The sequence below is a fragment of the Hyphomicrobium sp. NDB2Meth4 genome, assembly GCF_900117445.1.
Classification (GTDB): domain Bacteria; phylum Pseudomonadota; class Alphaproteobacteria; order Rhizobiales; family Hyphomicrobiaceae; genus Hyphomicrobium_A.
The window spans coordinates 198,891-210,724 of the sequence record NZ_FPEJ01000005.1 but is presented as its reverse complement, the minus strand read 5'-3'; the positions used below and the strand labels follow the sequence as shown (position 1 = coordinate 210,724).

Annotated in this window: 10 protein-coding genes; 4 read left to right on the top strand and 6 right to left on the bottom strand. The window is 60.7% G+C overall.

The window, feature by feature from the left end; all coding sequences use genetic code 11:
- The first annotated feature begins 22 nt into the window (after positions 1-22).
- A complete protein-coding gene (locus NDB2M4_RS09870; RefSeq protein WP_072374007.1) occupies positions 23-412 on the top strand; it encodes a hypothetical protein in 390 nt (129 codons plus the stop codon).
- A 396-nt stretch (positions 413-808) separates the two neighbouring features.
- Here the strand turns inward: NDB2M4_RS09870 and NDB2M4_RS09865 are convergent, their stop codons facing one another.
- From NDB2M4_RS09865 to NDB2M4_RS09840, 6 genes are all read right to left on the bottom strand, one after another.
- Entirely contained in the window at positions 809-1,294 is a 486-nt protein-coding gene (locus NDB2M4_RS09865) for a DUF305 domain-containing protein (protein ID WP_072374986.1), read from the bottom strand.
- Positions 1,295-2,151: 857 nt separating this feature from the next.
- Positions 2,152-5,370, bottom strand: coding sequence for an efflux RND transporter permease subunit (locus NDB2M4_RS09860; protein ID WP_083556117.1), 3,219 nt, complete (start codon positions 5,368-5,370; stop codon positions 2,152-2,154).
- Positions 5,367-6,866, bottom strand: a complete 1,500-nt coding sequence (locus NDB2M4_RS09855) for an efflux RND transporter periplasmic adaptor subunit (RefSeq protein ID WP_072374004.1) — start codon at positions 6,864-6,866, stop codon at positions 5,367-5,369. Before NDB2M4_RS09855 ends, NDB2M4_RS09860 begins: the two co-directional genes overlap by 4 nt.
- Positions 6,863-7,258: a FixH family protein gene (locus tag NDB2M4_RS09850; RefSeq protein ID WP_072374001.1), complete on the bottom strand. Its 396-nt coding sequence runs from the start codon at positions 7,256-7,258 to the stop codon at positions 6,863-6,865. The genes NDB2M4_RS09855 and NDB2M4_RS09850 overlap by 4 nt, the downstream gene beginning before the upstream one ends.
- Positions 7,259-7,362: 104 nt before the next feature.
- Positions 7,363-7,737: a hypothetical protein gene (locus tag NDB2M4_RS09845; RefSeq protein ID WP_072374983.1), complete on the bottom strand. Its 375-nt coding sequence runs from the start codon at positions 7,735-7,737 to the stop codon at positions 7,363-7,365.
- A 374-nt stretch (positions 7,738-8,111) separates the two neighbouring features.
- Complete coding sequence (locus NDB2M4_RS09840; protein WP_072373998.1) at positions 8,112-8,537, bottom strand: MerR family transcriptional regulator; 426 nt, start codon at positions 8,535-8,537, stop codon at positions 8,112-8,114.
- Positions 8,538-8,663: 126 nt separating this feature from the next.
- Between NDB2M4_RS09840 and NDB2M4_RS09835 the strand changes: the two genes are divergently transcribed.
- The 3 genes from NDB2M4_RS09835 to NDB2M4_RS09825 are packed head-to-tail and all read left to right on the top strand — an operon-like array spanning position 8,664 to position 11,766.
- Positions 8,664-10,778 (top strand): heavy metal translocating P-type ATPase, encoded by a 2,115-nt coding sequence (locus NDB2M4_RS09835; protein ID WP_171988086.1) that lies wholly within the window; start codon positions 8,664-8,666, stop codon positions 10,776-10,778.
- Positions 10,775-11,296 (top strand): signal peptidase II, encoded by a 522-nt coding sequence (lspA, locus tag NDB2M4_RS09830; RefSeq protein ID WP_083556115.1) that lies wholly within the window; start codon positions 10,775-10,777, stop codon positions 11,294-11,296. Before NDB2M4_RS09835 ends, lspA begins: the two co-directional genes overlap by 4 nt.
- Positions 11,293-11,766 carry a DUF411 domain-containing protein gene (locus NDB2M4_RS09825; protein WP_244536120.1) on the top strand — a complete coding sequence of 158 codons (474 nt, stop codon included), beginning with the start codon at positions 11,293-11,295 and terminating at the stop codon, positions 11,764-11,766. The genes lspA and NDB2M4_RS09825 overlap by 4 nt, the downstream gene beginning before the upstream one ends.
- The last annotated feature ends 68 nt before the right edge of the window (positions 11,767-11,834 follow it).

Here is an 11,834-nt window from a genome sequence, read left to right as displayed (position 1 = left end):
TCACGAGAAATGGAGTATTCACGTGCATCGCAAACTCAACTTCACGCTAGCTCTCGCCGCCGTCCTCGGGCTTGCTACCGTATCCGGAGCGTATGCGCACGAAGCCGCCAAGGGTCCCAATGGCGGCGCGGTCGTCGATGTCGACGGTCACCATGTTGAGTTTGTGCCGAGTGCGACCGAGGTGACGTTTTACCTGACCGGGGAAGCAGACGCACCGATGGGCTCTGCCGGGGCTAAGGTGAGAGCAATTACGCAAGACGCTGGAAAGACGGCTCAGATCGATCTCAAGCCGGTCGAGCCCAATAAGCTCGTTGGCAAGCTCACAGCGCCGTTAGCGAAGGGCGCGAAAGTTGTTGTCACGGGCGCACTGTCCGATGGGCACAGCTTGCTGGCTAAGTTTGAGATGCCATAGTGGGTTCTTGATGCTCCCAGCCGGCGAGAAGAGGGCATCCCCGGTTTACGGGCTCTCGATCGAGGTCCCTCGAACCAAACGACGGCAAAGTCCAGCTCGTGGCTGCCCGGCCTGACCTCTTCTACAATCGGCTGACGGACTTCTCTCTGGATGAGCCCGCCCACGCAGCACTGCGCACGGCGTATCTTTCCGATGATGTGGTGGTGACGCCGAATCGTTTGGCAGCGGCTCGGGCCGCGGATTTTGCGGGCGATCAAGCAGTGTGCTGCTGACTGAGCGTGTACGCCTTCGTACCACAGGGAGAATTGCAGCATCTAGATGTGGGTCGACGACTTGCTCGCGGCTTCCACAATCTGGCTCGGCCCGCGAATGCTCCTTCCGGACGTAGCACTTTGTCTAGCGTGCCGGTGGAAGGTCCGGTTGCTCATCCGGTATAGGATGCTGCTCGATTTCCGAGATGAGCACCTTCATCTCGCGAATTTCCCGCACCTGCGCATCGATGATCCCGTCGGCGAGCTTGCGGACGCGCGGATCGCGGATATGCGCGCGTTCGCTTGTTAGGATCGCGATCGAGTGATGTGGGATCATCGCCCGCATGTAGCTGAGATCGCCGACCGTGTCCTGGCTGCGCACGAGCCAAAGCGCCATCGCGAACCCGACCAAACTGCCAGCGACGATGCCGACATTGACGCGCTTGTTTTCGTACATCCCCCACATGAAACCCAGCATAACGATCGTCATGGCCGTGCCCATAACGAGCGCCATCCACGCGCGTGTTTGGCTAAAGAAGACGTGATCCAGCTCGTAGGTGTTGAGGTACATCAGGCCGTACATCAAAACGGTCGAGACGGCGATCATTGCTAAAAAGCGGATATACGACATCATCTTCCTCACGAAGTTGCCCCTGGGTTCTTTTCAGCTTGCGGCATTCGCAGAAAATCGTTCCGGCAATGCCGCCGTTTGTGCGGATGCGCTAACGCCATCGATCACTGACCCAGACCCGCCGCGAAACGGGCGCGGCAACTGAACTTGTGCAAGGCGAGGATCGGCGATGTGATCTGAGCCAGTTACGATTACCCGACTGATGCCGGAAAACTCCAACCGGGCCAACGTCAGCGACAGGCAAAGGTTCCGACCGGGGAACGCAGTCTGGACGCGCCGGAGACGGCACCGTTTCAGTTGCAACTTCGACCGCTTTCCCGGAGCTGTGACGTCACAGCCAGCTCGTGTCACCGTCTCTTTGACAGTCACTGATAATCTGGGGATCCGGCCGGTACTCAATGTGGGAATTGTTGTCTCGCGTCTTCTGCATCCCAAGCCAACCCGAAATCCCTGTAAAAAGTGCTATCTGCTCCAATTCAGCTCCATAGGCTTCGTTGGCTAGCGCACCGTGACGTCACGCCCAGTGTCGAGGGTTGCATAAATTCTCGATACTCGGGTCGCCGTTGGGTGGGCGTCGTCCAGTATTGGACCACGGGTATCGTGTTGAAGTGCGGACCCTAGAAACTTAGGCTTTTACATGTGCCTCGCGGACGTCAGTCACGAAGCGGTTTTAGTACCTACTTAAAGAGATAGTGTGAGGCATTGGGGGTGAAACCGTTGGTCGGGCGAACGGACGTCCTCGACTGCCGCTCGAGGATGCCGTGTTTGCGCGTGCTTCAAAGTGTATGCGACCTTCTCGGACCGCGAGTCTGCGCCGTGGTGTGGGCCGGCCAGACTTGCCCCTCGGCGATTGCCGACTAGGTCCGATCGTAGGGTAAGATGGTCTTCAGATAACGTTCATCTTCCGCAATATCGAGCCGGCAAAAGCCAGAAAGAGCCGTTCCTTTCTCTGCCAGAGAAACGGCAGGCGGCAGCCGCCATCCTTTGATGAGGCCGTAAATGGCGGGAATGACGATGAGTGTCAGAAGGGTTGATGAGACCATGCCGCCGATCATCGGCACCGCAATGCGCTGCATCACCTCCGAGCCAGTTCCGGTGCTCCACAGTATGGGCAGGAGGCCGGCCATGATGGCCACCACCGTCATCATCTTCGGCCGGACGCGCTCCACCGCGCCCAGCATGATCGCTTCGTAGAGGTCAGCCTTCGAAAACGGGCGTCGCTCCTTCCCGCAGCGCAGCATAATCTCCTCTACCGCGTGATCGAGATAGATAAGCATCACGACGCCTGTTTCAGCGGCCACGCCAGCCAAAGCGATGAATCCGACCGCGGCCGCCACCGACATATTGAAGCCGAGCCACCACATCAGCCATAGCCCGCCGATCAAGGCGAACGGCAGAGACAGCATGACAATGAGCGTTTCGGTGATGCGCCGGAAATTAAGATAGAGCAGCAGAAAGATGATCATCAGCGTCACCGGCACAACCATCTGAAGTCGGGCCTCGGCGCGCTCCAGATACTCGAACTGGCCGCTCCACATGAGGTAGGTACCGGCAGGCATCACCACTTGGTCGGTTACCGCCTTCTTGGCATCGGCGACATAGCCGCCGAGATCTCGGTCACGAATGTCGACGAAGATATACGTTGCGAGTTTGCCGTTCTCGGTCCGGATCGACGTGGGACCCTGCGTGAGTTCGATATCGGCGACCTCTCCCAGCGGCACTGTGCCCCCGCCCGGCAGCCCGACCAAGACGTCCTTGGCGATGGTCTGGGGGTCCGAGCGCAGGTCGCGCGGATACCTGAGCACGACCGTGTAGCGTTCGCGTCCTTCGACCGTCGTGGTGATCGGCTCGGCCCCGAGCGCCGATGCCACCACGTTTTGCGCATCGGCAACCATCAAGCCATAGCGTGCCAGACGCGCGCGGTCCGGAATCACCTCGAGGTAGTATCCGCCGACCACGCGCTCGGCGTAGGCGCTCGATGTTCCTGGCACAGGCTTGAGGACGGTTTCCACCTGCCGGGCGACGTTCTCCATCTCGGTGAGATCCTTGCCGATCACCTTCACGCCCACGGGCGTGCGTATGCCGGTCGACAGCATGTCGATGCGCGCCTTGATCGGCATGGTCCACGCATTCGAGACGCCGGGAAACTGCAGGGATCGGTCCATTTCCTGGATCAGAGCATCAACGGTGAGCCCAGGACGCCATTGGTCCTTCGGCTTGAGGTTGATGATTGTCTCGAACATTTCCGTGGGCGCTGGATCGGTTGCCGTCAGCGCGCGTCCCGCCTTGCCGTAGACCGAGGCGACCTCCGGGAACGTCTTGATGATGCGGTCTTGCGTTTGGAGCAGTTCCGCGGATTTGGTGACGGATATTCCCGGCAGCGTCGTCGGCATGTAGAGCAGCGTTCCCTCATCGAGGTTGGGCATGAACTCGCTGCCCATATGCAGCATGGGCCATATCGAAATGCCGACCACGATCATCGCCAGCGCGATGGTCAGCATCTTCGCTCTGAGCACGCCGCGGATGACCGGCCGGTAGATTGCGATCAGGGCGCGGTTGAGCGGGTTCTTGGCTTCCGGGATGATGCGCCCGCGCACGAAGACCACCATCAGCGCCGGTACCAGCGTCACCGAGAGGATGGCCGCCGAGGCCATGGCGAAGGTCTTGGTGAACGCCAGCGGTCCGAACAGACGGCCCTCCTGCGCCTCCAAGGTAAAGATCGGGAGGAACGACACGGTGATGATAAGCAGGGAGAAGAACAGCGCCGGTCCAACCTCGGAGGCCGCTTCGATGATGATTTCGACACGCGGCTTATCCGGCGGCGCTCGTTCAAGATGCTTGTGCGCATTTTCGATCATGACGATCGCGGCGTCGATCATTGCGCCGATGGCGATGGCGATGCCGCCGAGGCTCATGATGTTGGAGCCGATGCCCAACAGCTTCATGGCGATGAACGCCATGAGGATACCGACGGGCAGCATGAGGATGGCGACGAGCGCGCTGCGCACGTGCAGAAGAAATACGATGCACACCAAGGCGACGACCACACTTTCCTCGAACAGGGTCGACTTGAGGGTGGCGATGGCGCGGTGAATGAGTTCGGAGCGATCGTATACGGGGACAATTTCGGTGCCCTCAGGCAGCGAGGGGGCTATCTCCTTCAAGCGCTCCTTGACGTTTTCGATGACCGTCAGCGCGTTGGCGCCTGAGCGCTGCAGGGCGATGCCGCTTGCCACCTCTCCTTCGCCGTTAAATTCGGTGATGCCGCGCCGCTCGTCGGGCGTGATCTCGACGCGTGCGATATCCTTCAGCAGCACCGGCGTGCCGCCGTTCATCTTGACGACGATGTTCTCAATATCCGCGGTATTCCTCAAATATCCACGCCCCCGTACCATGAACTCATGCTCGGCCAGCTCAAGGGTGCGGCCGCCGACGTCCATGTTGCTGTCGCGGATGACCTCGCGCATCTTTTGCAGCGAGATGCCGAGTGCACGCATGCGCCCCGGATCGACGACGACACTGTACTGCTTGACGAAGCCACCGACGCTCGCCACCTCGGCGACGCCTTCGGCCTTGGACAATCCGAAACGGATCTCCCAATCTTGCAGCGAGCGGAGTTCAGCCAGCGATTTGTTCTTGCCCAGCACCGCATACTGATAGACCCAGCCGACACCGGTCGCGTCCGGCCCGAGCGTTGGCGTGACGCCCGCAGGTAACCGCTTGGCGGCCGCATTGAGGTATTCGAGAACGCGGCTGCGCGCCCAATAGATGTCGGTACCGTCCTCGAAGATGATGTAGACGAACGACACGCCGAAGAACGAAAAGCCGCGTACGACCTTAGAGCGTGGCACCGTCAGCATCGATGTGGTGAGCGGATAGGTAACCTGATCCTCGACCACCTGTGGCGCCTGACCCGGGAATTCGGTGTAGACGATGACCTGCGTATCGGAGAGATCCGGGATGGCGTCGAGCGGCAAGTGCGTCAGCGCCCATAGACCCGCGACAACGGCGAACGCCGTGGCAATGAACACCAGCATCAGGTTGCGCGCCGACCAGCCGATGAGGCGCGCGATCATTGGCTGGCCGCCTTGGCCGGTGCCGCCGACAGGCCCCTCAGTGCGGACTGCAGGTTGCTCTCTGCATCTATGAGGAAGTTGCCGTCGACGACGACTCTGTCGCCGTCATTTACGCCGTTCAGGACCTCAACGTAGCCGTCCCCCTTGCGGCCAAGCTTGACGTCGCGCGGCTCGAAGCGGCCCTCGCCACGATCGAGCAAGACGACCTGCTGTGCGCCGCTGTCGACCACAGCACTTTGCGGAACGGCGACAACAGGCTCATCGGAGCCGGTTGCAATATCGACATCCGCGTACATGCCGGGCAACAGCGCGAGGTTGGGGTTGGGCAGCTCGATGCGCACGCGCGCCGTGCGCGTTTCCTTCATCAGGTGCGGGTAGATGACCGCCACCTTGCCGTTGAAGACGCGGCCGGGATGCGCGCGCGTTGTCACTTTGACGGATTGGCCCGGCTTCAGCGCGCCGATGTCACCCTCGGCGACATCGGCCATGATCCAAACGACCGAATGGTCGGCGATACGGAACAGCACGTCGCCAGCCGCGGCCCGCATGCCTTCGACCGCGCGTCGCTCAAGAACGATGCCGTCGCCCGGTGCGCGCCATACAACGGTATCGGGAACCTCGCGCGTTCGCGCGATGTTGTCGATGAACTCTATTGGAAGCCCCATATTTTCAAGACGACGGCGCGCGCCGATGACCGGGGCCCTCAGGTTGTCCGCTTTTAGGAAATCCCTGTTCTTGCCGGCAGTCGGGCCCCAGCCCGTTTGCTCTTCGATGACGAGCCGGGCCCCGGCACTGAGGAGTTCGGGCGCATAAATCGTCATGAGTGGCGCGCCCTTCTTCAGATGGGTACCAGTCGTGACGTCCGCTACTTTCTCGATATAACCGTCGAAGCGGAGTGCGATTACGGTGATTCGGCGCTCATCTAGCTCGACCACCCCCGGCGCACGGATGTCTCTGGAGATTTGTCTCTTGCTCACGGCCTCCGTTTTCACGCCGGTGCGCTGGATTTTCCCTGGCGATATCTTGACAGTATCGCCATCGTCGACCTCGTCCTCGTAAACGGGGATGTAGTCCATCCCCATCGAATCCTTCTTGGGCACCGGCGAGATGTCGGGAAGCCCCATCGGATTGCGGTAGTGAATGATCTTGCGACCCTGCTCGGGGAGCGAAGCGTCCTGTGGCTCGGCCTCCGCTGTCGCGTTCGCCGCGTCGCCAGTCGTTCTGGGCTTGCCGAACCCTATGTCCTCCGAGGCGTGTACGGCGACGTACGCCTTCCCGTCCGGCGTCGTTTTCGGCGTCAGCGAATAGAGCGGCTTGCCGCTCGGGTCGCGGTAATAGATGACGGGCCCCTGCGAGGCAGGATTCGCCGGCTCCGTGATCAAACTCGCGACATGTCCTGGGAGTTTGACGATGCCCGTCTGGCCCGCCCACAGCCCGGCTCCCGCCGCGGCCAATATAGCCGCGACGGTCAGCACCCCTTTGAGAAGCGGTTTCATTCGGTCGCCGTGACGATGAGCTTGTCTTCAACCGTCCCGGTCTCTCCTTGGACCTTAGCGCCCAGCGACAGCGCCCACTTTCCAGCCATGGTGAGCTTGGTCTTGAAACGGTAGACACCCGGCTCCGTTGAGCCGACGAGCTCGATGGGCGAATCCATCATTTCCATGCCGTCGGGGCCCATGTCGATACGCTTGGCGAAGATCACCGCATCGGGGATGGGGCGACCCGAAGGCTTGTGCACGAGCTTTACGGCGATGACGGCGTCGCCTTGCTTCACCTCCTTGTCGACAAGCTGAAACTCGTAGTCCTTCTCGCCGGCTACAGCGGCGACGGATAGAAGCGCGAGCAGTGCAGCGCCAAAGGTGGCGGCACGCAGGGTCTTGCGTTGCATCTTTCAATTCTCCTGTTGTCGTGAACCAGCGCGGACCGGCATGGCCAACGCTCGCGCCGACCACGGCTATGGCCGCAGCCGCACGTACGCCCAGGGGCGCAGATTCAGACGCTTGGAGGTCGAAGGAGGGGAGGAATCAGCAACCCGCCGGAAACCTGCGATACGGCAGGCCGCACGCGCGCTGAAACGACATCGCCGGGCACAGTCATTTCACCAACCGGCGAGGCCAGCGGTTGGAAGCACTTAACGAGACAGGTGCCCATCTCTGGGCAAACCTTTTGCGGGCATTCCGGGCAGGGCTTGGCCGGCTTGTGGCACGGCATATCGTGCTTCATCGCCGCCGTGTGCTCCGCCATCGCCTGGTTTGACGTTGCCATGGCCAGTGCGTAGGTCGACGACAGCGGCATAGCGACGATCGCCCCGAGCATGGCGAGCATGCCGAGGACCACAGACCAGCGCTGGTAGACGCGATGTCTCACAAGCGCAGACTGCCACAGCGAGGTGATCCCGGCAACACGCGGCTGGAGGATCAAGCAGCGTCAATTAGGCCGAAGTTAAGCGACTCCGGCGACTGAAAAATCATCGCGGCAGGTTGCCCGGAGGGCGTGCGTGCGACTTAAGCCGCGCGCTAGGCAGCTTCTCGGCCTACCGCACCGATCGGTAGCATCGCTAGGCGTGAAATCCGGTATGCCGCGTCCTGGCGGCATTTTTTTCGGATTTTCCGAACTCTGCCGAACTCGGCCTCCCCCCGGCAAATACGTCTTGTCGGCGACGGGGCTGCCCGCGGTGCCGGCCAGGCCTGCGATCGGCACGGTGGCGGTTATAGTTGCACCAATTGTTTGTGTCTCGATTGCTATTTAACTGGGCCGTTTGGATCGATAGGAGCCAGCGCTTCGATTATCCGGCACTCGGCAATGGTGCCGCAACCGCACTGGCGGATGATGCTGTCAAGTTCGCGCCGCAGAGCCTTCAGATCGGTAAGCTTGCGATCGACTTCCGCGAGGTGGTCGCGCGCGATCATGTCGACAGCCTCGCAGGAACGCTGCTTTTGATCCGATAAGCCCAGAAGCTCTCTCACCTGCTCCAGACCAAATCCCAGATCGCGGGCACGGCGGATAAAGCTCAGCCGACCGAGATCCTTGGCTCCATACGCACGATAGTTTCCGCTCGTCCTATCAGGTGCGGCGAGCAATCCGATTCGCTCATAATACCGGATCGTTTCCACCTTGGTGCCGGTGGCCTTGGACAAATCGCCGATCGTGAGAATGCCTGAACTCATAAGGGTTGACCCTATAGTTACTACAGGGTGCAATATGCGCTCTTAACGGGAGAAAGTCCAAAAATCATGACGGCTGCCGAACGACCTCCAACAAACATCCACACGCTCAAGATGGGGGTCGAAGGGATGGATTGCGGCGCGTGCGCCCTCAAGATCGAGTATGCCCTGACGCGTCTACCCGGCATCAGCGACATCATCGTCAACTATGGCACTGAGACGCTGACCCTGAGCCACGCCCCGGATCGAATCTCACGCCAAGTGATAGAGGACAAGATCCGCAGCCTTGGCTACACGCCGCGTCCTCTGGCGGTGGAAGAAACCAACTCGACCCCTTCGCGCGAGCGGGCTGACCGGCCGTGGTGGCAAACGCGCAAGGGAAAGCTCGTCCTTGTAAGCGCAGCCCTGCTTGCAGGGGCCGCCATTGTCGCTTGGATTGCGCCGGATCTCTCGTTTTTCGCCTATCTCGCAGCGGCCGTCATTGGTCTCGTACCTATTGCCCGGCGTGCGCTCGCGGGGGCAATGTCCGGCACACTCTTCAGCATCGAAACGCTCATGAGCGTGGCGGCCGCCGGGGCTATTCTCATCGGCGCGACCGAGGAAGCGGCCGTTGTGATTTTCCTCTTTGCAGTGGGCGAACTACTGGAGAACGTCGCGGCAGGGCGTGCGCGGGCGGGTATCCAAGCGCTGATCGGATTAGTTCCGCGCATCGCCCAGGTCGAGCAAAACGGCGAGGTACGGAAAGTATCAGTCGAACAATTGCGCGTCGGCGATGTCGCCGTGGTCCGCCCTGGCGATCGGGTTCCATCGGACGGAAAAATCATCGAAGGCACATCGGAACTTGACGAATCCCCGGTCACCGGCGAGTCGGTTCCGGTCCTTAAAACTGCCGACGCCATGGTCTATGCCGGTAGTATCAACGGCAACGGCTTACTCAGGATATCGATCACCAAGGCCGCAGCCGATAACACCATCGCCCGCATCATTCATCTGGTGGAGGAGGCGCAGACCTCCAAAGCGCCTACAGCCCGCTTCATCGACCAATTCGCGACCTATTATACGCCCGCGTCTATGGGTGCAGCGGCCCTAATCATTGTCGTGCCGCCGTTGCTGTTCGGAGCCGATTGGGGGACTTGGATCTATCGCGGCCTCGCCACGCTGCTTATCGCCTGTCCCTGCGCGCTCGTGATTTCGACGCCCGCTGCCATCGCCTCCGGTCTCGCGGCGGGGGCCCGCCGTGGCCTTCTTATCAAGGGCGGTGCAGCCTTAGAGGCTCTTGGCAAGATCAAGACTGTGGCCTTTGACAAGACCGGCACGTTGACAATCGGCAAGCCGCAGGTGACCGATGTCATCGCCATTGAAGGCGACGATGGTGAGATATTAGGGAAAGCTGCTGCCGTCGAGCAAGGGTCCAGCCATCCGCTCGGGTTTGCGATCATCGCCGCAGCCCGCGCTCGCTCGCTCGCGATCCCACAGGCCTACGGGGGCGCATCCGCCGTGCCTGGCAAGGCCGTTGTTGCTCGCCTTGGCGAGGGTTTTATATCGGTCGGCTCGCCGCGCTATGCAGCCGAATTCAACCTGCTGCCCCCTTCCTTAGAAGACGCGGTGCAGAGGCTGGAGGCGGAAGGCAAGACTGTGGTGATCGTGGCCACGAAAGAGCGCGCTCTCGGCCTCATCGCGCTCCGCGACGAACCACGTCCCGATGCCGTGGCCGGGATCAGATCGCTTAAGGCCCTCGGGGTACACAGCATCATGCTGACGGGCGACAACCGGCGCACCGGGCAAGCCATAGCAAGCGCCCTTGCCCTCGATGTACGCGCCGAGCTCTTGCCTGACGCGAAGCTCCAAGCAATTGCTGAACTCAAGACGGCTGGCCCTGTGGCCATGGTTGGCGATGGCATCAATGACGCGCCCGCCCTTGCGGCATCCTCGGTCGGCATCGCGATGGGGGGCGGGACCGATGTTGCGCTGGAGACAGCCGATGCGGCCTTGCTCGGCAATCGCGTCACCGGCGTTGCCGAGCTTGTCAGCCTCGCTCGGGCAACCTTGTCCAATATTTGGCAAAACATCGCGCTCGCGCTCGGGCTGAAGGCCGTATTTCTGATCACCACTCTGCTCGGCATTAGCACGCTGTGGATGGCCATCCTCGCAGATACAGGGGCCACCGTGCTGGTCACCGCGAACGCATTGCGCCTGCTGCGATTTCGTCCGGCAGCGAAAGCGTCATCTCAGGAGATCGCATGAGCAGCGCAATAGACACCTCGGCAACGCCCCGCCTGACAAAACTATTTGGATTGGCGGCTATTACTGTCGCCTTCGTTTTCGATCAAGCCACCAAGCTGATGGCGTTAGCGACGCTTGAGCGCGGAAACGCACAATCCGTGCTGCCATTTTTCGATCTCCGTCTCAGCTTCAACCAAGGGATATCCTTCAGCATGTTCGCTGAGACATTCGCGGGCCGACCCACGCTTATGGCCGGGATCACGCTCGTCATTGTTGCGCTATTTGCCATTCTTCTGATCCGATCGACCGTGCGTTGGGAAGCCATCGCGTTCGGTCTGATCATTGGCGGCGCACTTGGCAACGCTCTAGATCGTCTTCGCCTCGGTGCGGTTGTCGATTTCCTAGATTTTCATGTCCGGGACTATCACTGGCCCGCATTCAACTTCGCGGATGCCGCAATCGTAGTCGGCGTCATGGTCTTGCTCGCAACCTCTTTTGGCAACTTCGCGGACAATCAGTCGAAGGAAAACCCATCATGACCACAGAACATCAGATTTATCGGCGGTCAGCTTGGATGACGGCGTTCGCCATAGGATTTTTTCCGGTTGCGGCAGTTGCGGCGTCACTCGAGATGATGACCACCGGAGGATGTTCTTGCTGCCATGCGTGGGCCCGCCACTTGCGGGCAGCCGGTCATGAGGTTGCCGTCAAGGATCTCGCAATGGGCCAGTTGATGAAGATGAAGCTCGATGCGGGCATTCCCGCTGCAATGACGGCCTGTCATACCGCAAGAGTCGATGGCTATCTGATCGAGGGGCATGTTCCCGAGCAAGATATTCGTAAGCTGCTTACCGAGCGGCCCGAGGCCCTTGGGCTCGTTGTGCCAGGTATGCCCATTGGATCGCCCGGCATGGAATTTGGCAACAAGCGCGAAGCCTACGAGGTTCTTCTTCTGAAAAAAGACGGCAGCACGGAAGTGTTCGCCCGATATGGCTCGCAACCTGAATGATACTGATGGCCTGGGCGGCTCTTCGGCAAGGCTGCCGTCGATCGCCTGCGGTTTGCGGCTGCTCCGCC